Annotated in this window: 24 protein-coding genes; 15 read left to right on the forward strand and 9 right to left on the reverse strand. The window is 70.4% G+C overall.

Annotation, left to right across the window (positions count from 1 at the left end; genetic code table 11):
- From ACFWY6_RS25190 to ACFWY6_RS25205, 4 genes are all read left to right on the forward strand, one after another.
- Positions 1–1,027: ATP-binding protein (locus ACFWY6_RS25190; protein WP_384694467.1), on the forward strand; the 1,027-nt coding region annotated here is incomplete at its 5' end.
- A gap of 114 nt (positions 1,028–1,141) precedes the next feature.
- Positions 1,142–1,501: an SH3 domain-containing protein gene (locus ACFWY6_RS25195; protein ID WP_361827133.1), complete on the forward strand. Its 360-nt coding sequence runs from the start codon at positions 1,142–1,144 to the stop codon at positions 1,499–1,501.
- Between the two features lie 63 nt (positions 1,502–1,564).
- The gene (locus ACFWY6_RS25200; RefSeq protein ID WP_361827136.1) at positions 1,565–2,929 is read left to right on the forward strand and encodes an FtsW/RodA/SpoVE family cell cycle protein; all 1,365 of its coding nucleotides are present in this window, start codon (positions 1,565–1,567) and stop codon (positions 2,927–2,929) included.
- Positions 2,926–4,383 (forward strand): penicillin-binding transpeptidase domain-containing protein, encoded by a 1,458-nt coding sequence (locus tag ACFWY6_RS25205; RefSeq protein WP_384694471.1) that lies wholly within the window; start codon positions 2,926–2,928, stop codon positions 4,381–4,383. Before ACFWY6_RS25200 ends, ACFWY6_RS25205 begins: the two co-directional genes overlap by 4 nt.
- Here ACFWY6_RS25205 and ACFWY6_RS25210 read toward each other — a convergent pair.
- Positions 4,380–5,486 (reverse strand): ferritin-like domain-containing protein, encoded by a 1,107-nt coding sequence (locus ACFWY6_RS25210; RefSeq protein WP_384694474.1) that lies wholly within the window; start codon positions 5,484–5,486, stop codon positions 4,380–4,382. The two genes, ACFWY6_RS25205 and ACFWY6_RS25210, sit on opposite strands and share 4 nt — an antisense overlap.
- Before the next feature lie 195 nt (positions 5,487–5,681).
- On the opposite strand from ACFWY6_RS25210, the gene ACFWY6_RS25215 reads away from it, so the two are divergent.
- From ACFWY6_RS25215 to ACFWY6_RS25230, 4 genes are all read left to right on the forward strand, one after another.
- The gene (locus ACFWY6_RS25215) at positions 5,682–6,620 is read left to right on the forward strand and encodes a diiron oxygenase (protein WP_384694477.1); all 939 of its coding nucleotides are present in this window, start codon (positions 5,682–5,684) and stop codon (positions 6,618–6,620) included.
- A 46-nt stretch (positions 6,621–6,666) separates the two neighbouring features.
- Positions 6,667–7,395, forward strand: coding sequence for a TetR/AcrR family transcriptional regulator (locus tag ACFWY6_RS25220; protein WP_384694480.1), 729 nt, complete (start codon positions 6,667–6,669; stop codon positions 7,393–7,395).
- Positions 7,396–7,405: 10 nt separating this feature from the next.
- Positions 7,406–7,690 (forward strand): hypothetical protein, encoded by a 285-nt coding sequence (locus ACFWY6_RS25225; protein ID WP_384694483.1) that lies wholly within the window; start codon positions 7,406–7,408, stop codon positions 7,688–7,690.
- A gap of 150 nt (positions 7,691–7,840) precedes the next feature.
- Positions 7,841–8,977: an NlpC/P60 family protein gene (locus ACFWY6_RS25230; RefSeq protein ID WP_384694486.1), complete on the forward strand. Its 1,137-nt coding sequence runs from the start codon at positions 7,841–7,843 to the stop codon at positions 8,975–8,977.
- A 399-nt stretch (positions 8,978–9,376) separates the two neighbouring features.
- Here ACFWY6_RS25230 and ACFWY6_RS25235 read toward each other — a convergent pair whose 3' ends face one another.
- The 5 genes from ACFWY6_RS25235 to ACFWY6_RS25255 are packed head-to-tail and all read right to left on the reverse strand — an operon-like array spanning position 9,377 to position 14,967.
- Positions 9,377–10,612: a styrene monooxygenase/indole monooxygenase family protein gene (locus ACFWY6_RS25235; protein WP_384694488.1), complete on the reverse strand. Its 1,236-nt coding sequence runs from the start codon at positions 10,610–10,612 to the stop codon at positions 9,377–9,379.
- A 60-nt stretch (positions 10,613–10,672) separates the two neighbouring features.
- Entirely contained in the window at positions 10,673–11,302 is a 630-nt protein-coding gene (locus ACFWY6_RS25240; protein WP_384694491.1) for an ATP/GTP-binding protein, read from the reverse strand.
- Positions 11,283–11,687: a DUF742 domain-containing protein gene (locus ACFWY6_RS25245; protein ID WP_384694494.1), complete on the reverse strand. Its 405-nt coding sequence runs from the start codon at positions 11,685–11,687 to the stop codon at positions 11,283–11,285. Before ACFWY6_RS25245 ends, ACFWY6_RS25240 begins: the two co-directional genes overlap by 20 nt.
- Complete coding sequence (locus ACFWY6_RS25250) at positions 11,684–12,187, reverse strand: roadblock/LC7 domain-containing protein (protein ID WP_266870715.1); 504 nt, start codon at positions 12,185–12,187, stop codon at positions 11,684–11,686. The genes ACFWY6_RS25245 and ACFWY6_RS25250 overlap by 4 nt, the downstream gene beginning before the upstream one ends.
- Positions 12,188–12,195: 8 nt before the next feature.
- The gene (locus tag ACFWY6_RS25255) at positions 12,196–14,967 is read right to left on the reverse strand and encodes a nitrate- and nitrite sensing domain-containing protein (protein WP_384694499.1); all 2,772 of its coding nucleotides are present in this window, start codon (positions 14,965–14,967) and stop codon (positions 12,196–12,198) included.
- Between the two features lie 355 nt (positions 14,968–15,322).
- On the opposite strand from ACFWY6_RS25255, the gene ACFWY6_RS25260 reads away from it, so the two are divergent.
- On the forward strand, positions 15,323–16,168 hold the full coding sequence (locus tag ACFWY6_RS25260; protein ID WP_384694502.1) for a protein phosphatase 2C domain-containing protein: 846 nt from the start codon (positions 15,323–15,325) through the stop codon (positions 16,166–16,168).
- A gap of 117 nt (positions 16,169–16,285) precedes the next feature.
- Here the strand turns inward: ACFWY6_RS25260 and ACFWY6_RS25265 are convergent, their stop codons facing one another.
- On the reverse strand, positions 16,286–16,744 hold the full coding sequence (locus ACFWY6_RS25265) for a MarR family winged helix-turn-helix transcriptional regulator (protein ID WP_384694505.1): 459 nt from the start codon (positions 16,742–16,744) through the stop codon (positions 16,286–16,288).
- A 288-nt stretch (positions 16,745–17,032) separates the two neighbouring features.
- Here ACFWY6_RS25265 and ACFWY6_RS25270 point away from each other — a divergent pair, with 288 nt between their 5' ends.
- On the forward strand, positions 17,033–17,875 hold the full coding sequence (locus ACFWY6_RS25270; RefSeq protein WP_360767379.1) for a lysozyme: 843 nt from the start codon (positions 17,033–17,035) through the stop codon (positions 17,873–17,875).
- 69 nt (positions 17,876–17,944) lie between these two features.
- On the opposite strand, the gene lon is transcribed toward ACFWY6_RS25270, so the two are convergent.
- Entirely contained in the window at positions 17,945–20,353 is a 2,409-nt protein-coding gene (lon, locus tag ACFWY6_RS25275) for an endopeptidase La (RefSeq protein WP_384694509.1), read from the reverse strand.
- Between the two features lie 177 nt (positions 20,354–20,530).
- Between lon and ACFWY6_RS25280 the strand changes: the two genes are divergently transcribed.
- Positions 20,531–21,580: a methyltransferase gene (locus ACFWY6_RS25280; RefSeq protein ID WP_384694512.1), complete on the forward strand. Its 1,050-nt coding sequence runs from the start codon at positions 20,531–20,533 to the stop codon at positions 21,578–21,580.
- A gap of 152 nt (positions 21,581–21,732) precedes the next feature.
- Here the strand turns inward: ACFWY6_RS25280 and ACFWY6_RS25285 are convergent, their stop codons facing one another.
- Positions 21,733–22,500 (reverse strand): rhomboid-like protein, encoded by a 768-nt coding sequence (locus ACFWY6_RS25285; protein WP_384694515.1) that lies wholly within the window; start codon positions 22,498–22,500, stop codon positions 21,733–21,735.
- Between the two features lie 171 nt (positions 22,501–22,671).
- Between ACFWY6_RS25285 and ACFWY6_RS25290 the strand changes: the two genes are divergently transcribed.
- The 4 genes from ACFWY6_RS25290 to ACFWY6_RS25305 form a co-directional block, all read left to right on the forward strand.
- Positions 22,672–23,367 carry a spermidine synthase gene (locus ACFWY6_RS25290; RefSeq protein ID WP_384694518.1) on the forward strand — a complete coding sequence of 232 codons (696 nt, stop codon included), beginning with the start codon at positions 22,672–22,674 and terminating at the stop codon, positions 23,365–23,367.
- 65 nt (positions 23,368–23,432) lie between these two features.
- Positions 23,433–24,173, forward strand: coding sequence for a response regulator transcription factor (locus ACFWY6_RS25295; RefSeq protein ID WP_135330435.1), 741 nt, complete (start codon positions 23,433–23,435; stop codon positions 24,171–24,173).
- A 13-nt stretch (positions 24,174–24,186) separates the two neighbouring features.
- Positions 24,187–25,266, forward strand: a complete 1,080-nt coding sequence (locus tag ACFWY6_RS25300) for a HAMP domain-containing sensor histidine kinase (RefSeq protein ID WP_360767394.1) — start codon at positions 24,187–24,189, stop codon at positions 25,264–25,266.
- A 265-nt stretch (positions 25,267–25,531) separates the two neighbouring features.
- The coding region (locus tag ACFWY6_RS25305) for a hypothetical protein (RefSeq protein ID WP_384694521.1) at positions 25,532–25,791 on the forward strand (260 nt) is incomplete at its 3' end.

A 25,791-nucleotide genomic window follows, 5' to 3' on the forward strand; every position in this document is an offset into this window, starting at 1 on the left:
GGCGGTCGGCGGCGAGCGGGCCACGAACGTCCGCCCGCACGACTCCCGGCCGACGATGTGGGCCGCGGGGCCCGCCGACGACGGCCGTGCCATCGCCGTGGAGGTCGACTACGCCCAGGGCGCCCGCACCATCGACGGGCTCGACCGGGCGATCCTCGGCTCGTCGGTGCTCGCCATCGGGGCGACGCTCCTGGTCGGCGCGTTCGCCGTGACGCGGGTGACGCGGCGCCTGCACCAGACGGCGACGGTGGCGCGCCGGATCAGCGCGGGCGACCTGGACGCCCGGGTGGACGATCCGCGGACGCAGGAGCCGCAGCGGCACCAGGACGAGGTGGCGGCGGTCGCCGGCGCCCTCGACACGATGGCGTCGTCGCTGCAGAGCAAGCTGCAGAGCGAGCAGCGGTTCACCGCGGACGTCGCGCACGAGCTGCGCACCCCGCTGACCGGTCTGCACGCGGCGGCCGAGCTGCTGCCGCCGGGCCGGCCCACCGAGCTGGTGCGCGACCGGGTGGCCGCCCTGCGCACCCTCACCGAGGACCTCCTGGAGATCTCCCGGCTCGACGCGAAGAGCGAGCGGGTCGAGCTGGACGACCACCATCTCGCCCCACTGGCCGAGCGTGCCGTGCGGGGTTCGGGACTCGGGGCCGAGCTCGTCGTCGTACGCGATGTCTGTGTGCTCACCGACCGTCGGCGCCTGGAGCGGGTGCTCGGGAATCTGCTGGCCAACGCCGGCAAGTACGGGCGGCAGCCGGTGGTCGTGACCGTCGACGGGCCGGTCGTCTCGGTGCGCGACCACGGCGACGGTTACCCCGGCTACCTGGTGGAACACGGGCCGCAGCGGTTCCGCACGGAGGGCACGAGCAAGGGTCACGGACTCGGCCTGACGATCGCTCTGGGGCAGGCGGCGGTCCTCGGCGCGAGCCTCACCTTCGCGAACGCGGTGGACGGCGGCGCGGTGGCGACGCTGAGGCTGCCGTACGAGGAGTCGGACGCGACCGGCGCCAAGGGTGCCGACGGGACGGTCTGACGGGCGGTTTGACGCCGCGTGACCTTTTGCGCGCACACCGTGCCACTTTTAGTGTGAATTGCGGCCTATGGCTATGGGTCGCCTTGGTCCCGTCCCACGCTAGAGGAGGCCCTCATGTCCCTTCGGCCCACCGCGACCCTCACCCGGCTCGGCATAGCCGCCGCCGGCGGCGCACTCGCCGCGCTCACCGTCACCGGCCCCGCCATCGCGGCCGACGGCGCGAACAACGATCACCCGCGCCTCTACAAGGGTCGCGTCACGGCCAAGTCGGGGCTGCTGCTCCGCACCGCCCCCACTCGCGGCAGTGCGGTGATCCGCAGCGAGCCGTACGGCGCGATCGTGCACATCTTCTGCAAGACGACCGGCGACAAGGTGCACCACAACAACCGCTGGTATCTGCTCACCGACGGCACCTGGGCGTGGGGCTCCGCCCACTACATCAAGGACATCGGGCCATCCCCCCGCTGGTGCTGAGGCAGCGCAAGGGCACGGTGACATAAGCGGACATTGAGGCCTATCGCTTGCTACGTTCCGGGCATGACCGGAACAACAGTGGGCTCGGCACCACCCTCCGTACCCGCTGTCCGCGTCCCTCGGCGCCGCGGCACCGAACTCGCCCTGATCGTCGTGGCCGTGCTGCTCTCGGTCTACGGCTACTGCGATGTCGGGCTCGCCAAGAACGGCACCGTCCCGCCCGGCGCCGCCGGTTACGGCGCCGGGCTCGGGGTGCTCGCGCTCCTGGCCCATCTCGCGGTCCGCTTCCGCGCGCCGTACGCCGATCCGCTGCTGCTGCCGATCGCCGTGCTGCTCAACGGCCTTGGTCTGGTGCTCATCTACCGGCTCGACCTGGAGACACCGGGCGACGAGGCGGCGCCCACCCAACTCGTCTGGTCCACGGTCGGCGTGGCGCTCTTCATCGGCGTCGTCGTCTTCCTGCGCGACCACCGCGTGCTCCAGCGGTACGCGTACATCTCCGTCGTCGCCGCGCTGATCCTGATGATCGTGCCGATCTTCTTCCCGGCGGTGAACGGCGCCCGGATCTGGATCAGGATCGGCGGATTCTCCATCCAGCCCGGCGAGTTCGCGAAGATCCTGCTCGCGGTCTTCTTCGCCAGCTATCTCGCCGCCAACCGCAACGCGCTCGCCTACACCGGCCGCACCGTCTGGAAGCTGAAGCGGCTCCAGCTGCCGACCGGCCGGGTGCTCGGGCCGATCGTCGCGATCTGGCTGCTCAGCGTCGGCGTCCTGGTCCTCGAACGGGACCTCGGCACCTCGCTGCTCTTCTTCGGGCTCTTCGTGATCCTGCTGTACGTGGCCACCGGGCGCACCGGCTGGATCGCGGTCGGCCTGCTCCTCGCGGGGTTCGGGGCGTTCGCGGTCGGCTCGCTCGAACCCCATGTGCACAGCCGGGTCGAGGACTGGCTGCACCCCTTCGCCTCCATCGACGCGGGCGAGGGGCCCAACCAACTCGCCCAGTCCCTCTTCGCGTTCGCGGCAGGCGGGATGCTCGGCACCGGGCTCGGGGACGGGCACTCCATCCTCATCGGCTTCGCCGCGAAGTCCGACTTCATCCTGGCGACGGCCGGCGAGGAGCTCGGCCTCACCGGGCTCACCGCGATCTTCCTGCTCTACGCCCTTCTGGTGGAGCGCGGCTTCCGGGCCGGTCTTGCCCTGCGGGACGCCTTCGGGCGGCTGCTCGCGGTGGGGCTCGCCTCGATCGTCGCGCTCCAGGTGTTCGTGATCGCGGGCGGTGTGACCGGCCTGATCCCGCTGACCGGCATGGCGATGCCCTTCCTGGCGCAGGGCGGCTCGTCGGTCGTCACCAACTGGATCATCGTGGCGCTGCTCATCCGGGTCAGCGACTCGGCCCGCAGCCAGCCCCTCCCCCAGGAGCCCTCGTGACCAGGTACATCCGCCATGCCGCGGCGTTCTGCGCGCTGCTCCTGATCGCCCTGCTCGTGAACGCGACCCGGGTCCAGATCGTGCAGTCCGACTCCCTGGACGAGAACCCCGCCAACCGCCGCCAGGCCATCACCCGGTTCGGCCAGCCGCGCGGCGACATCATGGTGGACGGCCGCGCGGTCACCGGCTCCAAGGACACCGGTGAGCAGCTGCGCTATGAACGGACTTACAAGAACGGCCCGTTGTACGCGCCGGTGACCGGATTCGCCTCGCAGGTCTACGGCACGACCCTCCTGGAGAACGCCGAGGACGACATCCTCTCCGGCACCGACCCGATGCTCGCGCCGCTCCCTTTCTGGAACGACATCAGCCGCGACCAGAACCCCGGCGGCAAGGTGCAGACGACGATCAGAGCCGCCGCGCAGCAGGCCGCGTACGCCGGTCTCGGCGGGAAGAAGGGCGCGGTCGCCGCCATCGAGCCGTCCACCGGGAAGATCCTCGCCCTGGTGAGCACGCCCTCGTACGATCCCGAGCGGCTCTCCGGGACCAGCTCGTCGGTGGCGAGGTCCTGGGCGGCGCTGAACAACAGCGCCGCCAAGCCGATGCTGAACCGCGCGATCCGCCAGACGTACCCTCCCGGTTCGACGTTCAAGGTGGTGACGGCCGCGGCGGCCCTGGACTCGGGCACGGTCACGGATCTCGACGCCGCCACCAAGTCCCCCAGCCCCTACACGCTGCCCGGCACCACCACGGAGCTGACGAACGAGGTCGAGGGCTGCAGGAACGCGACCCTTCGGTACGCCTTCGCATGGTCCTGCAACACGGTCTTCGCGAAGCTCGGCGCGGACACGGGCCTGGCCGACATGGCGGGCACGGCGCGGAACTTCGGCTTCGACGACACCGGCCTGAAGATCCCCTCCTCCGTCGCGCCCAGCAACTTCGACACGTCCATGGACCAGGCGCAGCTCGCGCTCTCCTCCATCGGCCAGTACGACACGCGGGCCACGCCCCTGCAGATGGCGATGGTCTCGGCGGCCGTGGCCAACGGCGGCTCGGTCGAGGCCCCTTACCTGGTGGACCGGACGACCACCGACGACGGCGACGTGGTCGACACCCACGGCACCGAGACCCTCCAGCGGGCGATGAACCCCGCCACGGCGATGCAGCTGCGGGAGCTGATGACCGACGTCGTCGAGGAGGGCACCGGCACGAACGCGGCGATCCCCGGCGTGACGGTCGGCGGCAAGACGGGCACGGCCCAGCACGGCATCGACAACTCCGGGACGCCGTACGCCTGGTTCATCTCCTGGGCGCAGAGGTCCGGCGACGCACAGCCGTCGGTGGCGGTGGCGGTGGTGGTGGAGGACGCGGCGGCGGACCGCGGGGACATCAGCGGCGGCGGCAGCGCGGCGCCGATCGCGAAGGCGGTGATGGAGGCGGTGCTCCGGGGCTAGCCCGCCTCACCGGACGTGATCGCGTCCGCCACCTCCGCCACCCGCTCGCCCTCCTCGGCGGCGAACCGTTCCGCGTCCAGCTTCTCCGCGATCTCCTCGTCCTGCGCCATCAGCTGGTCGAGGTTGGCGTTGCCCATCTCGAAGACGCCCATGTCGACGTACGCCTCCTGCAGCCGCTTGCCCCACAGGCCGATGTCCTTGACGCACGGCACGATGCGGCTGAAGAGCAACTGCCGGAAGAGGGCGAGGAATTCGGAGTTCTCGCTGCACTCCTCGGCCTCCGCCTTGGGGATGCCGAAGTTCTCCAGGACCTCGACTCCGCGCAGCCGGTCCCGCATCAGGTAGCAGCCCTCGATGACGAAGTCCTCGCGCTCACGGCGTTCGGCGTCGGTGAGCTGCTTGTAGTAGTCGCGCAGGGCCATCCGCCCGAAGGCGACGTGCCGGGCCTCGTCCTGCATCACGTACGCCAGGATCTGCTTGGGCAGCGGCTTGTCCGTGGTGTCGCGGATCATGCCGAACGCGGCGAGCGCGAGGCCCTCGATGAGCACCTGCATCCCCAGATACGGCATGTCCCAGCGGGAGTCGCGCAGGGTGTCGCCGAGCAGCGCCTTGAGATTGTCGTTGATGGGATAGAGCATCCCGATCTTCTCGTGCAGGAAGCGGCCGTAGATCTCCGCGTGCCGCGCCTCGTCCATGGTCTGGGTCGCGGAGTAGAACTTCGCGTCCAGGTCGGGGACGGACTCCACGATGCGGGCCGCGCACACCATCGCGCCCTGCTCGCCGTGCAGGAACTGGCTGAACTGCCAGGAGGCGTAGTGCTTGCGCAGCTCGCCCCGGTCACGCTCGGTCATCTTGTCCCAGTGCCGGGTGCCGTACAGCGACATCGACTCGTCGGGGGTGCCGAGCGGGTCGAGCGGGTCGACCTCCAGGTCCCAGGCGATGCGCTTGGCGCCGTCCCACTGCTTGTCCTTGCCCTTCTGGTAGAGGGCGAGGAGGCGCTCGCGGCCTTCGTCGTACTCCCAGCTGAAGCGGGCCGCGCCGTTCGCCGGTATCTGCCAGACGGTGTCGTCCGGGGCATGCGTGTACAGCTCGTACGTGGACACTGACGGCTCCTAGGGATGGCCTTGGAAAACCTCGTGGCACCTTGCACTCGTCCCCGCTTTGCAGGCTCACACGGCCGCTGACGCCGGGTCAACAAGTCGTGCGCAAGGGATTGACGGCCTTGCTGACAGGCAGTCTCATAAGACGTGACCGCCGGTAACTGTGACGCGAGACGACGACGAGACAGGGACACAGGCATGACGACCACGACGGAGGACACGGCACTCGAAGGACTGCGGGACGCGCTGGGCCTGCTCAAGGACCGGGAGCAGGTGGCCGAGCGGCTGCTCGACTCGTCCGCCAAGCACTCCTTCGACCCCGACAAGGAGCTCGACTGGGCGGCGCCCTTCGAGGAGGGCAAGTGGTTCTGGCCGCCGGAGCTGCTGTCCTTGTACGACACCCCGATATGGCGGCGGATGAGCGAGGAGCAGCGCATCGCGCTCTCCCAGCACGAGGCGGCCGCCCTTGCCTCCCTGGGCATCTGGTTCGAACTGATCCTGATGCAGCTCCTCGTACGCCACATCTACGACAAGCCGGCGACGAGCGCGCACGTCCGTTACGCCCTCACGGAGATCGAGGACGAGTGCCGGCACTCGAAGATGTTCGCGCGCCTGATCACGCGCGGCGACACCCCGTACTACCCGGTCAGCACGGTCCACCGGAACCTCGGCCGCCTCTTCAAAACGATCTCCACGACGCCCGGCTCCTTCACGGCGACGCTGCTCGGCGAGGAGATCCTCGACTGGATGCAGCGGCTCACGTTCCCCGACGAGCGCGTCCAGACCCTCGTCCGGGGCGTCACCCGGATCCACGTGGTGGAGGAGGCACGCCATGTGCGGTACGCCCGTGAGGAGCTGCGCCGCCAGATGGTGACCGCCCCGCGCTGGTCCCAGGAGTTCACCCGCCTGACGTCGGGCGAGTTCGCGCGGATCTTCTCCATCGCCTTCATCAACCCCGAGGTGTACACGAACGTCGGCCTGGACAAGCGCGAGGCCATGGCCCAGGTGAAGGCGAGCGGCCACCGCCGCGAGGTGATGCAGACGGGGGCGAAACGCCTCACGGACTTCCTGGACGACATCGGGGTGCTCCGGGGCGCGGGGCGCCGGCTGTGGAAGAGTTCGGGGCTGCTTGCCTGAGGCCGTTTCGGGGCGCTTGTTCGAAAGGGCGGATACGCTGCGGGGCATGACCTCGCCTGCTCCCACCCGCGCGTACCGGCGCCTCAGCGTCGAGGAGCGGCGGCGGCAACTGCTCGAAGCCGCCCTGTCCCTCTTCGCGGTGCGCGCGCCGGACGAGGTCTCCCTCGACGACGTGGCGGAGGCGGCCGGGGTGTCCCGGCCGCTGGTCTACCGCTACTTCCCGGGAGGCAAGCAGCAGCTGTACGAGGCGGCACTCCGCTCGGCGGCGGACGATCTTGAGCAGTGCTTCGCCGAACCGCCGGACGGCCCCCTCACCCGGCGCCTGGGCAACGCGCTCGACCGCTATCTCGCCTTCGTCGACCAGCACGACGCGGGGTTCAGCGCGCTGCTGCAGGGCGGCAGCGTCGTGGAGACCTCGCGTACGACGGCCATCGTGGACGGCGTGCGCAGGGCGGCCGCCGAGCACATACTCGCCCACCTGGAGGTCGCGGGGGCCTCGGGCCCGCGCCTTCGGATGACCGTCCGGATGTGGATCACCTCGGTCGAGGCGGCGTCGCTGATCTGGCTAGACGAGGAGAAGCAGCCGCCGCTCGACGAGCTGCGGGACTGGCTCGTGGAGCAGTTCATGGCGGTGCTCGTCGCGGCGGCGGGCCGTGACCCGCAGACGGCGGAAGCGGTGCGAGCCGCGCTGGCCATGGAGACCTCCGACGGCCCGGCCGGGTCGCTCGCGCGCCGGGTGCTGCCCGTGGTGAGCGACGCGGCGCACCTGCTGTGACACTTGCCGGGTGAAGAGCGAAGACACCACCTTCGTCGGTGGCCCCCTGGACGGCCGCGTCCTGCCCATCCTGCTCGGCCCCACCGGCCACCCGCCCAAGGTGTACCGCGTCCCGGTCCCGGACGAGGCGGGCGGCGAGCCGACGGTGCTCGTGTACCGCCGCGTGGCCAAGGCCGCGGGGAAGCGGCTCGGCCTCCACCCGGGCTGGATCTACGAGTACGACCCCGAGGGCGACAAGCCCGGGTCAGGCCTGAAGTGGCCATGGTCAAAGCCGGAGCGCAAGCCGGAGGAGTAGCTCGGGGCAGGCAAGAGCGCCGCGCCGCGACTCCCTGGACGAGTGACCCAATTCCACCAACCCGCCCACGGCCCGGAGGCGCCCCCCGCCGGACCGGTCGATGCTCACGGTGCGGGGCGGAATGGCCGCCGCCGCGCCGGAGGTGATGGCATGTCAGGCAGGCTGCTGCGGTGGGTCGGCACGGGTGCTGCGGTCGGGGCCTTGCTGGCGGCGACACCCTCGGTGCACGCCGCCCCGGGACCGGACGGGCGCCCCGTCTCCAAGCTCCTGACGGACCTTCAGGACCTGTACCAGAAGGCGGAGGAGTCCACGGAGACATACAACGCGACCGAGGAGAAACTGAAGAAGCAACGAGCAAAGGTCACCCGCCTCAACCGCGGCCTGACCAAGGCACGGACTTCGGTGCGCGACAGCAGGGGCGAAGCGGGCCGTTTCGCCCGACAGCAGTACCAAGGAACAGGCACGACGCAGTTCTCCCCATACGTACGCCTCCTCCTGGCCCGCAACCCACAGCAGGCGCTGGACCAGGGCCATGTGATCGGCCGGGTCGCGGCGGAACGGGCGGCGGCGGTGAAGCGGCTCGTAGGGGGCGAGAAGAGGGCGGCGGAGCTGACAGCAACGGCGAAGCGAGCCTACGAGACCCAAGTGGCCCTGGCCGCCCGGCAGAAGAAGGAACGGGACACCGTCCAGGGCCAACTCAAAGAGGTCGAGGAACTGCTGGCCTCCCTCACCCCGGAGCAGCTGGCGGACCTGGCGAAGGCGGAGGAGTCGGGTACGGCAGAGGCCCAGCGCAAACTCATGGCATCCGGAGCCTTGAGCGGTCCCGCGCCGACGACGGCACCATCCCGACGCGGGAACTCGGCCCTCGACTACGCGGTCCGCCAGATCGGCAAACCGTACAAGTGGGGCGCGGAGGGCCCCAAGTCGTACGACTGCTCGGGCCTGACATCAGAGGCATGGGCGTCAGCCGGCAAGGAAATCCCGCGAACATCACAGCAGCAGTGGGCGGAACTCCCCCACATCCCGCTCCGAAAGCTCCGCCCCGGCGACTTGATCGTCTACTTCCCCAAGGCGACGCACATCGCCATGTACCTGGGCGACGGCATGATCATCCAGGCCCCCCGCCCGGGTTCAAAGGTCAAGGTCTCCCCCATCGCATCGAACCCCATCCTGGGCGCGGTCCGCCCGGACCCGAACTCAAAGGCAATGCGCGACTACACCCCACCGAAGCTGCCGCGCGGGGCAAGGGAGGGGAGCGATGCGGGGATGGCTACGGGTCGGCCTTGATGATTGCGCGGCCGGTCCGGTGGTGTTCTGACACAAGGGGGGCGCGCGCCACTTCGAAACACAACTTTCCCAAAGTAGCTTCCCCACACCCCCCTGCCCGGGGCTGACGAACCGCGCACCCCTCCACCTCACGGCACGCTGCGACGAACTAGTCCGCACCCGGCCGTGAAGCCGGATGACCCATCCCCGCAGTCCCGTGAGCCCCGCTTCGTGGCCGCCCGGTCAATTCGCTTCTCGCGGTGGAGGGACGGGTGTCAAGGGTGGAGCGCAGCGGAATCGGCGCAGCCGACGCGACGAAGGAGCGCCCTTTACACCCGGCCCGGAACCGCCAACCTCGGGACAACCGGGCGGCCCCGGCGCCAATCAAAACCCAGGCCCGCCAAAGCCCCCCGCCAAGGGCTACTCACCCGCCAACGAGGCCAGATACGCCCCCGTCTTCTCCGGCTCATAGAAGAAGTTCTCGAAGTCCGCCGGATCGTCGAAGCCGTTCGCGAAACGATCCGCCGCCGGCTGCAACTGCCCCGCCGCACCAATCAGGTTCAGAATGTGCTCCGGCGGCGGCGCCAACATCGCGTTCGTCCACTTCGTGACATGCTGCGCCATCTCCCAGTACCGGTCGAACGTGGCCTGCATCCACGCCTCGTCGAACTCCTTCTCACCGTTCTCGATGATCGAGGCAAGGTACGAAGCGGCGCACTTGGACGCCGAGTTGGAGCCCTGCCCCGTGATCGGGTCGTTGGCGACGACCACGTCGGCGACCCCCAGAACCAGCCCTCCACCCGGCAGCCGCCCGATCGGCTTGCGCACGGTCGGGGCGTACCGCCCGCTCAACGTGCCGCCCGCATCCGTCAGTTCGACCTTCGTCGCCCGCGCGTACTCCCACGGCGTGAACTTCTCCAGCAGCTCCAACGTCAGCGCCAGGTGCTCGGAGGGGTCCTTCACACCCTGGAAGACGTCCAGGGGGCCGCCCGGAATGCCCTCCCAGAAGAGGATGTCCGCACGCCCGGACGTCGTCAGCGTCGGCATGACGAAGAGTTCGCCGACCCCCGGCACCAGGTTGCACCGCACCGCGTCGAACTCGGGGTGCTCGGGGCGCGGTCCCATCCCGTGCACGTACGCGACAGCAAGGGCCCGCTGCGGCGTGTCGTACGGAGAACGCGAGGCGTCCCGCTCGAACATCGAGACCAGCTCGCCCTTGCCCGCCGATACGAGCACGAGGTCGTACGTCCGGGAGAAGTAGTCGAGGTCCGAGACCGCCGCGCCGTGAATGACCAGCTGGCCGCCCCGCTGCGCGAACGTCTCCATCCAGCCCGCCATCTTCACGCGCTGGTCGACGGACTGGGCGTACCCGTCCAGCTTGCCCACCCAGTCGATGACGCGGGAGTAGTCCGGACCGGCGACCGAGACGCCGAGGCCCTCGATCTTCGGGGCCTGGGACTCCCAGAAGTTGGCCTGTATGTCGCGCTCGTGCTGCAGCGCCGTGTCGAACATGCACTGCGTGGACATGACCCGGCCGGACCTGACCTCGTCCGCCGTGCGGTTGGACATCAGGGTGACCTCGTACCCCTGAGACTGGAGTCCGAGGGCGATCTGGAGCCCGGCCTGACCGGCTCCGACGACGAGTATCTTCCGCATACGGCTGCGTCTCCTACGTACTGAACTAAAAAGAGAAAAGGAAGAGTTGGGGGGGCGGGGCTATTCGGGGGTTGCCTCTAGGGCGTGCCCCACCAGCGCGAGCAGTGACTCGATCACCGATATCCGCTGCCGCGCATCCATGATCAGCACCGGTATGTGCGGCGGAATCGTCAGCGCCTCACGGACATCCGCGGGCTCGAACTCCTCGGTGCCGTCGAAGTGGTTGACGGCCACGATGTACGGGAGCCCACAGCTCTCGAAGTAGTCGAGCGCCGGGAAGCAGTCGGGCAGGCGGCGGGTGTCCGCGAGGACCACCGCGCCGATCGCGCCGCGCACCAGGTCGTCCCACATGAACCAGAAGCGCTGCTGTCCCGGCGTACCGAAGAGATAGAGCACCAGGTCGTCGTCGAGCGTGATCCGGCCGAAGTCCATCGCGACCGTGGTCGTGGTCTTGTCCGGGGTCGACGTCAGGTCGTCGGTGTCCTCGCTCGCCTGCGTCATCAGCGCCTCCGTCTGGAGGGGCGTGATCTCGGAGACCGCGGTGACCAGGGTCGTCTTGCCGACGCCGAAGCCGCCCGCCACCACGATCTTCGTCGCGATCGGGGCACGGGTGCGGTCCGTCTGCCAGGCCTGCAGGTTTTCGTCCGGGTCGGGGCCCGGGTGCCGGAGTTCAGAGACGGCGGAGTCCACTGAGCACCCTTTCGAGCAGTGCGCGGTCCGGCTGTCCCGGGCCGTGGCCCGTTCCGTACACGCGGATCTTTCCCTGGTCTGCGAGGTCGCTGAGCAGTACGCGGACCACGCCGAGCGGCATCTTCAGGAGCGCGGCGATCTCCGCGACCGTACGCATCCGGCGGCAGATCTCGACGATGGCCCGCAGCTCCGGCATGACGCGGGCGGTGGCGTTGCCCTGCGGCAGTTCGCGACGCTCCTCAGGAGCTTCGAGCGCGGCCACGAACGTCTCGACGAGCAGGACGTGGCCGAAGCGGGTGCGGCCGCCGGTGAGCGAGTACGGGCGTACTCGGGCGGGTTTGCGAGCGGCGCCCCGCTGGGGCAGCTTGCCGGGCTTACTGCTCATCGGACGCTCTCCATCGACTGGCGCAGCTCACTGCGGAGTTCGGGGGTGAGGACATGCCCGGCACGGCCGACGAAGAGCGCCATGTGGTACGCGACGACGCTCATGTCGCAGTCCGGGGTCGCGTGCACGCCGAGCAGCGAGCCGTCGCTGATCGACATGACGAAGAGGCTGCCCTCTTCCATCGCGACGACGGTCTGCTTGACCGTTCCGGCGTCCATCAGCTTGGCGGCGCCGATACAGAGCGAGCCGAGACCGGAGACGATGGTGGCGAGGTCGGCGCTCGACCCTTTGGGCCCTGAACTGTTGTCCACCGCCTCCGCGTTGTTGCGCGCGGGGTCGGAGGAGAGGAGGAGCAGCCCGTCGGAGGAGACCACCGCGACCGAAAGGAGACCTTGCACCTCCTCGACGAGATTCGTCAGCAGCCAGTGCAGGTTGCGGGCTTCGCTGCTCAGGCCGAACCCGGTGGCGGTACCGCCGGCGGGCGAACTGGGCGAGCGCATGGGCGCAGTCAACTACTTGCCTCCTCGACTGAATCCCCCTTGTTTTCGGTCTCTTCGGTACGTTCGTTCAGCTCGGCCGCTACGTCGCGACGGCCGCTGATGGCTCCCTGGTGGAAGCCCCCGAGACGCTTGCGCAGCGCTTCGGCGTCGACGGAGCCACTGCGCGCCTTGGGCACGGTGGGCTCGGGCGCGGTGATCTTCGGCGTGCGCTTGGGCAGCCCCTTGTCGGTGACCCGCTCCCACTTGGGTCCGGCGGGGGCTTCCGGGGCAGGCGCGGCCTCCTGCTCGGCCTCTGCTTCCGGCTCCTCAGGCGCCTCCGGAGGGGCAAGCTCCAGAGTCGTCTCAGCCGAAACCGCAGGTTCAGCCTCGGCGTCCTGTACAGCCACCTCCGCAGCGGCGATCAGCGGATCAGCCGCAGAGGAAGACCGCCCCGGCAACACATTGGAGTTCGCCTCGGCCTCCGAGCCCGGAAGATGCACCGCAGGCGCCGCCCCGGCGACGGGAACCCCCACCGGCGGCGCGGCGACAGCCGGCGCCGCCGCGAGGATCGACTTGGGCAGTACGACGACAGCGGCGACACCCCCCTGCTTCTGCTCGCGCAAGCGAACCCGCGCCCCGTGCCGCGCGGCGAGCCGCGCCACGACGTACAGACCGAGCCCGAGCCCGTCCCCGCTCTCCTGGTCGTACGCGTCGTCGGGACGGAACTCCGCGAGACGGGAGTTGAGCTCCGTCATCCGGTCGGGGGTGACCCCTATGCCCTCGTCCTGCACGGAAAGCATGACCTCGCCGCTCTCCAGGAGCCATCCGGAGACCTCGACGGAGGCGTCCGGCGGCGAGAACGACGTCGCGTTCTCAAGGAGCTCGGCGACCAGGTGACTGATGTCGTCCGCGGCGAAGCCCGCGACATGCGCGTGCGGCGGCAGCGTGGCGATGCGCACCCGCTCGTACCGCTCGATCTCGGAGACCGCGGCGCGTACGACGTCGACGAGCGGGACCGGACCGGGGTGCTGGTGGCCGTGCTCGGCACCGGCGAGGACCAGCAGGTTCTCGCTGTGGCGGCGCATGACCGTGGCGAAGTGGTCGAGCTTGAAGAGCGTGGCCAGGCGGTCGGGGTCCTGCTCGCGGTCTTCCAGGTTCTCGATGACGGCGAGCTGGCGCTCGACCAGGCCGAGCGTGCGCAGCGCGAGGTTCACGAACGTGCCGTGGATGGACTGCCGCACCCGCTCCAAGTGGGCGGCGGCCTCGGCCAGTTCGGCACGGAGCGTCGCGCGCTCGTCGGCCATGGACGTGCGCTGCCCGATGAGGTGCTTGCGGTCCGCTTCGAGGGTGGTCAGCCGCTCGGTGAGGGCGGCCGCGTGGCCGTGCAGCGCGTTGACGGACCGTACGACCTGGGCGAACTCGTCGTCGCGGCCGGTGAAGCGGATGGGTTCCTGCGGCGCGGGCTCGGTGGCGAGGCGGGCGGAGCCGAGGCGCAGGACGGCGAGCGGGCGGGTGAGCGTGCGGGCCATCGCCATGGTGACGCCGACCGCGACGAGCAGCGTGACGCCGATGAGCGCGACACGGATCTCCAGGGCCGTGACGTCGTCGTCACGCAGCTGGGCGAGGTCCTTGGTGCGCTTGACGGTGAGCGAGGACTCGGCGCCGCGCATCATCTCGATGCGGGCGGAGAGCGCGGCGTCGATCTTCTTGCTGTCGTAGCGGAGCTCGGCGGTGGAGAGCGTGGGCTGGTCGGTGAGCCGGGAGAGGTACTTCTCGGCCGTGGTGACCTCGGTGCCCGTGACCGTCGAGTCGTACGTCGCGCGGGCGCGTTCCGTGGCCGTGTCCCGGAAGTCCGCGACGGCGGCCTGCTCGCGGACGTCGGCGCGCTGGGCGGCGGCGCTCAGCGCGTCGCGGGTCTTGCTGCCGGCGGATGACTCGTCGACGACCGTGGTGGGCAGGCCGGTGACCGGGTCGACGGTGGTGCTCGTCTCCGTGGTGCGGGGCACGGCGAGGGCGGCGAGGAGCAGGCCGCGGGTGGCGGCGGCCTGTTCGACGGCGTGGTCGAGGTCGGCGAGCGCATAGCCGCCGGAGGCCGCGCGGGGCGGTGTCCGCTCGGCGAGTTCGCGGGTCAGCGCGTGCAGTTCGGTGATGACGTCCGAGTACGCCGTGTGCGCTTCGAGAGCACTGCTCTTGCCGGTGAGCGCCGCTCTGCGTACGGCGGCGATGTCGGCGAGGTCGCGGCGCAGACCGGCCGGGGCGTCCGCCGAGCGCAACTCGTCGATCTGGCGGTCGACGCGGGCGCTGCGGCTCTCGGAGAGCCCCTTGCCCCCCTTCGGGCGGCCCGCGGCGATGTACGAGGTGACCTCGTCGCGCTCGTCGGCGAGGGAGTGGCTCAGCGAGACGGCCTGCTGAGTGCGCTCCGCGAGGGTCACAAGATCCTGGGCGTCGCTCAGTTGCCCGGAAGCGGCCACGACGGCGGGCGCTCCGGCCCCGGCGATCGCGGCGGCCACGACGGCGACGGCGACGATGAGCCGGTTGCGCACGCGGGCGGTGGGCTTGGAGTTGACGGGTTTGGAGTTGACGGGTTTCGCGGGCTGCGCGGCGCCGTCGTCGGCGCTCTTCGCACCGTCAGGAACCGTCGCACCGGGGGTCTGCTCGCTCGCCGCGGGCTCTCCCGCCGTGGGCTCGGGCGAGCGCTCGCGCGCCCGCTCCGTAGGGGTGGTCGCGCCCGGCGTGGCCCCGTCAGAGGCCGTCTGCTTGCCTTTGCGCCGAGGCCGCATCTTCTGCACCGGTGCTCGCATTCTTGTTTTTCGTCTGCCCATGGGCCCGGATGACGATCCGTCAGTGAACGCGCCCCCGGTACGGCTCCTGACCCTTTCAGTGCCGATGAGTGGCGGACGCGCATCGCCTGCCTGGCCACCCGAAGGAGTGAACATCGGCGGGGAGTTGGCGAGCAAGTCCCGAGTTGAATCAAATGCCCCGGCCACGGTGTGCCGGTTGGACGTCGCCCGCAGGCTTTGGCAGGATGCGCGGCCACACGCCGCCGGAAGCGATCATTCCGACTGAAATCCGGCGCCTGACCTGCTGGTCCGGGCCAATCCACGGCCATGTGCGACCCCTTGGTGACCTTGTGAAGGCCTCGTGCAGACTGGCTGAATGCGCATCGAACTCGCCACCGAGCCCGGCGACCCCACCCGCCCCAATGAGGACTATGCCGCGGTCATGCTTCCCGCAGCGGGACAGGGCGGTTCACTCGTCCTCCTGGACGGGGTGACTCCGCCCGCCGGAGACGACGGCTGTCTGCATTCCGTCCCCTGGTTCACAGCGCGACTCGGCGGCGCACTGGGCGAACTGTCCGTTTCACGGCGGGATATGACGCTCGTTGAGATCCTCGCGACGGCCATCAAGCGCACCGCAGACACACACATCCAAACCTGTGACCTTTCTCACCCGCGCACGCCTCAGGCCACGGTGGTTCTGGTGCGTTGGGACGACGAGCGGGTCGAGCACCTGGTCCTGTCGGACTCCGCACTCCTGGTGGCGGCCCCCGACGGCCGGGTCACGGCGGTGCTCGACGAGCGCCTCGCGCACCTCCCGCCGGCGATCCGGGAGCTGCGCGACACGGTCCGCGCCCTGCCGCGCGGCTCGGCGGAACGGGAGGCCGCGGGCCGCGAGTACGGCGCCGCGGTCGAGGCCCTGCGCAACGCGGAGGGCGGCTTCTTCACGGCGGCGGCCGACCCGTCGGCGGCGGCACGCGCGATCACCGGCTCCTCACCCCGCACAGCGGTGACGGCGGTGGCGGCCCTGACGGACGGCGTCGGCCGCTGGGTCGAGACGTTCCGCGAGGGCAGCTGGCAGGAGTGCTTCGACCTCCTGCGCAAGGAGGGCCCGCAACACCTGGTGGACCGGGTGCGCGACCTGGAGCGCGCGGACCCGGAGGGGACGACGTTCCCGAGGGGCAAGCGGCATGACGACGCGGCGGCGGTGTACGCGGAACTCTGAGACAGGGGCGCCCCGTAAGGGGCGCGGGGAACTGCGCGACAAGCCACGACGCACCCGCAGCGAAAAACGCACCCCACCGAGCCCAAAGCTCCCCCGCAGAATCCCGCCACCCCCCGGCTACCCCTCGGCGGACGAATTCAACTGATGCAGCAGCCGGGCAAGCTCGGCAACCTCGGCCCGGTCCCACCCCGCAAGCTGCCGCACATACCGCTCCCGCCGCCCCGCCCGCACCGTACGGAACCGCGCGCCGCCCTCCTCGGTGAGGTGAACCAGCCACGCCCGGCCATCCGCGGGGTCCGGCTCCCGGGCCACCAGACCCAGTTCCTCGAGCGCCCGCAGCTGACGGCTCATCGTCGCCTTGCCCACGCCGATGTAGGCGGCGAGATCCGTGGCACGCTGCGGACCGGAGTCGTCGAGGCAGACCAGAAGGCCGTACGCGGCGGGCTCCAGGTCCGGATGGACCTGGCGGGCCATCTCGCCGGACGAGGCGCGGGCCCGGCGCAGCAGGAGGGTCAACTCCCGCTCCAGGGAGAGGAACTCGCGGTCGACACCGCTCTCGTGCAATTCAGCACCCATGGCCCGCTTCTTTCCGGAAAGTGAAGGTTTCCGCCCCGCACGGCGGCCGCCACGGCGGGACCGGCGAGCGCCCGCCCATTGCCGCAGCTCGGCCAGTATTTCGTACGGCCGCGCCGCACCGTGCCGCGGACACCGCCGCAGGAGTAGACCAACGGCAGCGTCCGAGCCCTCTTCCCAGCCGCGGGTCTACGTGCGTAGCGTCATTGCTGACATGTTCACACCATGACATGTCGACAGGTCCCCCCACGAGCTCCATCGAGCTCAATCGAGGCCTTCGGAGGCACGAACATGCCCGTGCACAGACCCGGAACGCCCCGCCGCTCACGCTGGTCAGCGGCCGGAATCCTGCTATCGGTCCTCTCCGCCCTCTCCCTCCTCATCACCCTGCCCGGCGCCGCACAGGCCGCCGGCGGCGATGACGTACCGGCCCGCGGCTCCGCCCGCATGGGCCAGGGCGTCATCGAGCACGACGGGCAGGGCAGCCTGCCGCCCAGTGGCGACGCCGTCCAGACCGAGGGCGTCGACGTCAGCAGCCACCAGGGCAACGTCGCCTGGTCGACCCTCTGGAACAGCGGCGTGAAGTGGGCCTACGTCAAGGCCACGGAAGGCACGTACTACAAGAACCCCTACTTCGCCCAGCAGTACAACGGTTCGTACAACGTGGGCATGATCCGGGGCGCCTACCACTTCGCGACGCCCGACACCTCCAGCGGCGCCGCCCAGGCCAACTACTTCGTGGACAACGGCGGCGGCTGGTCCCGCGACGGCAAGACGCTGCCGGGCGCGCTGGACATCGAGTGGAATCCGTACGGGGCGGCCTGCTTCGGCAAGTCCCAGACCGCGATGGTCACCTGGATCCGGGACTTCCTGAACCAGTACAAGGCGCGCACCGGTCGGCATGCGGTGATCTACACGGCCACCAGCTGGTGGAAGCAGTGCACCGGCAACTACGGCGGCTTCGCCGTCAACAACCCGCTGTGGATCGCCCGTTACGCCAGCGCGCCGGGTGAACTCCCGGCCGGCTGGGGCTTCTACACGATGTGGCAGTACACCTCGTCGGGCCCGACGGTCGGGGACCACAACAAGTTCAACGGTGCCCTCGACAGGGTGGTGGCGCTCGCCAACGGCTGAGCGACGCGCATGACGTGAGCGGGCCCGGGACCCCTCGCGGGGCCCCGGGCCTCTAACCGGCCTCCTCCGTCACGCGGCGGCCGGAACCCTCACCTCGGCCTCGGTCAGGGCCAGTTCGAGCACCTGGCGGACATCCGTCACCGGGTGGACGTCCAGCTTCTCCAGGATCTCCGCCGGGACGTCGTCCAGGTCCGCCTCGTTCCGCTTCGGGATGATCACCGTGGTGATCCCGGCGCGGTGCGCGGCAAGCAGCTTCTGCTTGACGCCGCCGATCGGAAGCACCCGGCCGGTCAGCGAGACCTCACCGGTCATGGCCACGTCCGTACGGACCAGGCGCCCGCTGAGCAGCGAGGCGAGGGCGGTCGTCAGCGTGACGCCCGCGCTCGGCCCGTCCTTGGGCACCGCGCCCGCCGGGAAGTGGACGTGCACGCCCCGCTCCTTCAAGTCGCCGACGGGCAGCTCCAGTTCGGCGCCGTGCGAGCGCAGGAAGGAGAGCGCGATCTGTGCCGACTCCTTCATCACGTCGCCGAGCTGACCGGTGAGCGTGAGCCCGGAGGCCCCGGTCTCCGGGTCGGCGAGCGACGCCTCCACGAAGAGCACGTCACCGCCCGCTCCGGTGACCGCGAGCCCGGTCGCGACACCCGGCACCGCCGTGCGCCGCTCGGCCGGGTCCTGCGCGGACTCGGGCACGTGGTGCGGCCGCCCGATGAGGCCCCGCAGGTCCTCGTCCGTGACGGTGAACGGCAGCTCCCTGTCGCCCAGTTCGTGCTGCGCGGCGACCTTGCGGAGCAGCCGTGCGACGGACCGCTCCAGGTTGCGTACGCCCGCTTCGCGCGTGTACTCACCGGCGAGCCTGCGCAGCGCGCTCTCGTCCAGGACCACCTCGTCCTTGTCCAGGCCCGCCCGCTCAAGCTGGCGCGGGAGCAGGTGGTCGCGGGCGATGACGACCTTCTCGTCCTCGGTGTACCCGTCGAGCCTGACCAGCTCCATGCGGTCGAGCAGGGCTTCCGGGATGGCCTCCAGGACGTTGGCGGTGGCGAGGAAGACGACGTCGCTCAGGTCCAGTTCCACCTCCAGGTAGTGGTCCCGGAAGGTGTGGTTCTGCGCCGGGTCGAGCACTTCGAGGAGGGCGGCGGCCGGGTCGCCCCGGAAGTCGGACCCCACCTTGTCGATTTCGTCGAGGAGCACCACCGGGTTCATGGACCCGGCTTCCTTGATGGCCCGCACGATCCGTCCGGGCAGCGCCCCCACGTACGTACGACGGTGGCCGCGGATCTCCGCCTCATCGCGTACGCCGCCGAGCGCGACCCGCACGAACTTGCGGCCCATGGCGTGCGCGACGGACTCGCCGAGCGAGGTCTTGCCGACGCCGGGCGGGCCGACGAGGGCGAGCACGGCACCGCCGCGACGGCCGCCGACGACACCAAGTCCCCTGTCCGCACGCCGCTTGCGCACCGCCAGGTACTCGGTGATCCGCTCCTTCACGTCCTGCAGGCCCGCGTGCTCGGCGTCGAGGACGTTCTGGGCGCCCTTGATGTCGTACTCGTCCTCGGTCCGTTCGTTCCACGGCAGTTCGAGGACGGTGTCGAGCCAGGTCCTGATCCACGACCCCTCGGGCGACTGGTCGCTGGACCGCTCCAGCTTGTCGACTTCCTTCAGGGCCGCCTCACGGACGTTCTCGGGGAGGTCGGCGGCCTCGACGCGGGTGCGGTAGTCGTCGGACTCCTCGCCCTCCTGCTCGCCGTTGATCTCGCGCAGTTCCTTGCGTACGGCGTCCAGCTGACGCCGCAGCAGGAACTCGCGCTGCTGCTTGTCGACGCCTTCCTGTACGTCCTTGGCGATGGACTCGGCGACGTCCTGCTCGGCGAGGTGCTCGCGCAGCTGCTCGGTGGCGAGCTTCAGACGGGCCGCCGGGTCGTCGGTCTCCAGGAGCCGGACCTTCTGCTCGGTGGAGAGGAAGGGCGAGTATCCGGAGTTGTCGGCGAGCGCGGAGACGTCCTCGATCTGCTGGACGCGGTCCACGACCTGCCAGGCCCCGCGCTTCTTCAGCCAACTGGTGGCGAGCGCCTTGTACTCCTTGACCAGCTCGGCGACGGCACCCGGAAGGGGCTCCGGCACGGTCTCGTCGACCTTGAGCCCCTCCACCCAGAGCGCCGCACCCGGCCCGGTCGTCCCGGCGCCGATCCGCACCCGGCCGCGGCCGCGGATGAGCGCGCCGGGGTCGCCGTCGGAGAGCCGCCCGACCTGCTCGACCGTGCCGAGGACACCGGTCGCCGCGTACGTCCCGTCGATCCGCGGAACAAGAAGGACCTGCGGCTTGCTGCCACTGCCACTGGAGCGGGCCGCCGCCTGGGCGGCCTCCACCGCGGCTCGTACATCGGTGTCGGACAGGTCGAACGGAACCACCATGCCGGGCAGGACAACCTCGTCGTCGAGCGGCAGCACGGGCAGAGTGAGCGGTGTGGACGTCGAAGCCATGATCTCCCCTTCGGCATTCAAGTTGAGCTTTACCGACTCAATGCACATGAGTCCTTGAATGTTCCCCCGGGCCTGTTCGCTGTGAGCGATCGACTCCTGAGACGGCTGATCTCAGGGGTTACGTGCGCCGAGGGGTCCGGGGATCGTGAGGGAACGCGACTCACACAGGAGACCTACGTGGACACAGTGGACACATCCGGGAGCGGCAACGGCGAGACGGGCGCGCCCCAGCTGGACGTGGCGGGCGAGCTGACGGAGCACGCGCTGGGGCACCTGTTCTCGGCCGCACTGCGCACGGCGGCGAGCTGCCGGATAGCCGATCACCTGGCGTCGGCCCCGCGCACTCCGGACGAACTGGCCCCCCTGACCGACACCGACGCGGGGCAATTACGCCGCGTCCTGCGCTATCTCGCCACGCGCGGCATCTTCCGCGAGGACGAGGCGGGGGCGTTCCACCTCACGCCGGTCGGGGACGCGCTGCGCACGGACGTACCGCACTCCCAGCACGCGATGGTCATGATGCTGACCGAGGAGACGTTCCAGCGGACCTCGGCGGGCCTTGAGGAGACGGTCCGCAAGTCGGGCCCGTCCTTCGAGCGGATCTACGGAAAGCCGTTCTTCGAGCACCTGGCGACCGATCCCGCCCTGCGGAAGCTGTTCGACGACGGCATGACGTCGTTCTCGGCCCCGGTCAACGAGGTGGTCGCCGAGACGTATCCGTTCCCGGAGCGGGGCACCGTGGTGGACGTGGGCGGCGGGCGCGGCGGTCTGCTGCTGAGCATCCTGCGCCGGCACCCCGGCCTTACGGGGGTCCTCTTCGACCAGGCGCCTGCCGTGAGCCGCCACGTCCTGGGCGAGGACGAGCTGAAGGGCCGCTGGCGGGCGGAGAGCGGCGACTTCTTCGCCGGAGCCCCGGAGGGCGGCGACATCTACGTGATCAAGCACGTCCTGCACGACTGGCCGGACGACGCCTGCCTGCGCATCCTGCGCAACTGCCGCGCCGCGATGGCACCGGGGGCACGCGTCCTGATCGTCGACGCGGTGCTGCCCGCGGGGAACGATCCGCACCCCGGCAAGGCCCTCGACGTGGCGATGGCCGCGGTCGTGGACGGCAAGGAGCGGACGGAGGAGGAGTTCACGCGGCTCCTGGGCGAGGCGGGGCTCAGGGTGACGCGGACCCTTCCCACCAGGGCGTTCCCCTCCGTGGTGGAGGCGGTGGCCGCTTAGCGGTGCGGGTACGTCGTGGCTGGTCCCGCGGGGCTGATGCAGCCCCGCAAGGGGCGCGGGGCTGTATCGACATGCGGCTCCGCCGCGTGGGCGCGACCAGCCACGACGCGCCCGCAGGCGAGTACGGCGACAGGCTTCGGCAGGGATCCCCATCAAGCCGCGCGGCGCCACCGCCGCACCAGCGGCCACGTCGCGACGCCGATCAGCAGGGCAAGGAGGTGGCCCCAGTTGGTCAGCGGATCGGTGAACGCGAGGAGATCGTCGACCAGCATCCCGCCGAAGGCAGCAAGCACCAGCCACCGCAGCCACGGCCGGAAGAGCCCGGCCAGTGCCCCGATGCTCGCCGCGACGCCGAAGCTGATGCCGTAGTCGAGGCGGTGCAGGGAGCTCTCCGGCAGATGGCCCGCGAGGACCGAGAAGCCGACCGGGATCTCGGTCGCCAGGGTGGCGACGACATGCCCGAGCAGGAAGACCCCCGCGGTGCGCAGCGCGCCGATGCGGCGCTCCAGGCCCGTCAGGACGAGCAGGAACCCGATCGCGTACGGCGATGCGATGCCGCCCGCGATCCACAGCGCGCTCGCGAGGAGGACCAGCAGCGGCTGCTGCATGAGGTGCGCGACGTCCGTGCTGGACCCCTGGTGCAGGGCCGAGACGAAGGCGGGGTCCGCGTACCGGGTGAGCAGCGAGGTGCCGGCGAGCACGACGGCGTACCCGAAGGTGAAGGGCGTACCGGTGGGGGTCGGGAGCAGTCGCCAGGGACGCAGCCTGCGCCACGCGGACGCGGGGCCGGCCGGGGCCTCCGGCGCCGGACCGCCTGGAGCGGCCCGCGTCACGGGTCCCCTTTGTCCCGGGATGCCGTCCAGCGCGGGGCGGACCGTCTCCTCGGGTGCCGCGGGGACAGCCGTCGAACTCCGGTTCACGGTGCGGCGCTCCTTCCGTCACGCCCACCCAATGCTGATCTTTCGGGCGCTGTCTATGACCGGCGCCACGTGAGACGCGAATCACACCGCGAGGAACAACCTCACGGGGCCGAATCGCGTCCGCCCCCATCCACCCCCGGCGCCCGGCCGCTCCCCCATACGCTGGCCGCCATGCACCATCACACCATCGCCCCCGTCGTCATCGACCGGCGTGAGGGCCCGTACGGCGAAGTCGTGCTGCGGCGCCACGGTGAACTGCTGCAGATCATCGCCAACGGGTGCTTCCTCATGGACACTTCGGACGGCCGCTCGGAGCGGCTCCTCATCGACGCTGCCCTCGACGCCCTCGACGACCGCCCCGAACCGAGCGTCCTCATCGGCGGGCTCGGCGTCGGCTTCTCGCTCGCCCACGCGGCCGCCGACCGGCGCTGGGGCCATATCGCCGTCGTGGAGCGCGAGCAGGCCATCATCGACTGGCACCGCGAGGGGCCGCTGTCCGCCTTCTCCGGCGCCGCGCTCGCCGATCCGCGCACCCGGATCCTGCACACGGACCTCGTCGCGTACGTCTCCGACTCCGCAGACAACGCAGACGGCGCAGACACGTACGACGCGCTCTGCCTGGACATCGACAACGGCCCCGACTGGACGGTGACGGAGGACAACAACTCCCTCTACTCGCCTGCCGGTCTGGCGGCCTGTCAGGCCCGTCTCAAGCCCGGCGGAGTGCTCGCCGTGTGGTCCGCCCAGCCGTCGTCCGCTTTCGACTTCGCTCTACGGAATGCCGGGTTCCAGTCGGTACGGACGGAAGAGATCCCCGTTGCCCGAGGCGTACCCGACGTGGTTCATCTCGGCGTCAGGGCTGCGTAGCCGAGGTGCCTTCGCGACCCGTACCCTGCTGACCGAACACAAGCGATCAGTGTCAGGGGCGGGCGATGGAGCAGACACACACCTCCCACAACGGTGCGACGGCGGCAATGCCAGGCGCCCAGCGCCGGGTTCTGGTGGTCGAGGACGACCCGACGATCGTCGACGCCATCGCCGCCCGGCTACGCGCCGAGGGTTTCGTTGTGCAAACGGCGGGCGACGGTCCCGCGGCGGTCGACACCGCACAGGCCTGGCAGCCCGATCTCCTGATCCTGGACATCATGCTGCCGGGCTTCGACGGGCTTGAAGTGTGCCGTCGGGTGCAGGCCCAGCGGCCGGTCCCGGTGCTCATGCTGACGGCGCGCGACGACGAGACGGACATGCTGGTCGGGCTCGGCGTCGGCGCCGACGACTACATGACCAAGCCGTTCTCGATGCGGGAGCTCGCGGCCCGGGTGCACGTCCTGCTGCGCAGGGTCGAGCGGGCCGCGCTCGCCGCGACCACGCCGCGCAGCGGCATCCTGCGGCTCGGCGAGCTGGAGATCGACCATGCCCAGCGGCGCGTCAGAGTCCGCTCCGAGGACGTACACCTGACGCCGACGGAGTTCGACCTGCTTGTCTGCCTGGCCAACACCCCCCGCGCGGTCCTCTCCCGCGAGCAGCTGCTCGCCGAGGTGTGGGACTGGGCGGACGCGTCGGGCACCCGGACCGTCGACAGCCACATCAAGGCGCTGCGCCGGAAGATCGGCGCCGAGCGGATCCGCACGGTGCACGGCGTCGGGTACGCCCTGGAGACCCCGACCCCGTGAGGCCGGGCAGCTGATGACCAGGCCTTTCGGAGGGCTGCGGCCCTTCTCCATCAAGACCAAGCTCGGCACCCTGGTGGTGGTGTCGGTCTTCATCACCACCGGCCTGCTGATGGTGGCGATGGAGACGGAGACCGAGCTGCGCTTCATCACCGTCTTCTCGGTGATCGCCACGCTGCTCATCACGCAGTTCGTGGCACACAGCCTCACCGCGCCGCTCGACGAGATGAACGCGGTGGCACGCGCCGTCTCGCACGGCGACTACACACGGCGGGCACGCGGCGCCGACCGGCGCGACGAGCTGGGCGACGTGGCCACCACGATCAACCGCATGGCGGACGACCTGGAGGCCCAGGACCAGCAGCGCAAGGAGCTGGTCGCCAATGTCTCGCACGAGCTGCGCACGCCCATCGCGGCCCTGCGCGCCGTCCTGGAGAACGTCGTCGACGGGGTCTCCGCCGCCGACCCGGAGACCATGCGTACGGCGCTGAAGCAGACGGAGCGGCTCGGACGCCTCGTCGAGACGCTGCTCGACCTGTCACGCCTGGACAACGGCGTCGTCCCGCTGAAGGCCCGCCGCTTCGAGGTGTGGCCCTATCTGTCGGGCGTCCTGAAGGAGGCCAACATGGTGGCATCCGCCCGCGCGGGCATCGCATCGGGATCCGGCAGCCACACGCGTACGGACGTCCATCTGCACCTGGACGTGACACCGCCCGAGCTGACCGCGCACGCGGACGCCGAGCGGCTGCACCAGGTGGTGGCCAACCTCATCGACAACGCGGTCAAGCACAGCCCGCCGCACGGCCGCGTCACCGTGCGCGCCCGGCGCGGCCCCTACCCGGAGTCCCTGGACCTGGAGGTCCTGGACGAGGGACCCGGCATCCCGGAGTCGGAGTGGCACCGGGTCTTCGAGCGCTTCAACCGGGGCAGCCACGCGGGCGCCCCCGCCCAGGGCCCCGGCAACGACGGCGGCACCGGCCTCGGCCTCGCCATCGCGCGCTGGGCGGTCGATCTGCACGGCGGGCACATCGGTGTGGCCGAATCCCCTCGGGGCTGCCGCATCCAGGTCACTCTTCCGGGCCTGCCCGAAGTGTGAAGTTGACGTAGGGTTCGAAGCGGAAGCGATGCGCGGGCGCATCTGAAGCGCGCCCGGGTGAAGGCGCCGCGCAGGGGAAGCCCCGCGCGGCCATCTGGCGTTGCGGAACCCGGCTTGTTTCCCGCCATTTACACCACCGAAACCCCCGATCCAGTGTGACTTACGCGACGGATGACGGGCCCGGCCTGCACCTGGCGGCCTTGGAGGCGTAGCCTTTATTTCCGCTGTCCATCACCTTGTGAAGCGGAAGAGGGCGGTTACCGCCGTGTCGCCACAGTCCCCCAGTAACTCGAGCATCTCGACCGACCAAGACGGGCAGGGCAAGGACCCTGCCGTCGCCTTCGGTCCCAATGAGTGGCTCGTCGACGAGATCTATCAGCAGTACCTCCAGGACCCGAATTCGGTTGACCGAGCCTGGTGGGACTTCTTCGCCGACTACAAGCCGGGAGTAGCGGCGGCCGCCGCCGCCACCCCGGTGAAGCCGGCGGGTGACGCGGCCGCGGGGGCCGCGTCCACCACCACACC

Source organism: Streptomyces sp. NPDC059037, from assembly GCF_042740015.1.
Taxonomy (GTDB): Bacteria; Actinomycetota; Actinomycetes; order Streptomycetales; family Streptomycetaceae; genus Streptomyces.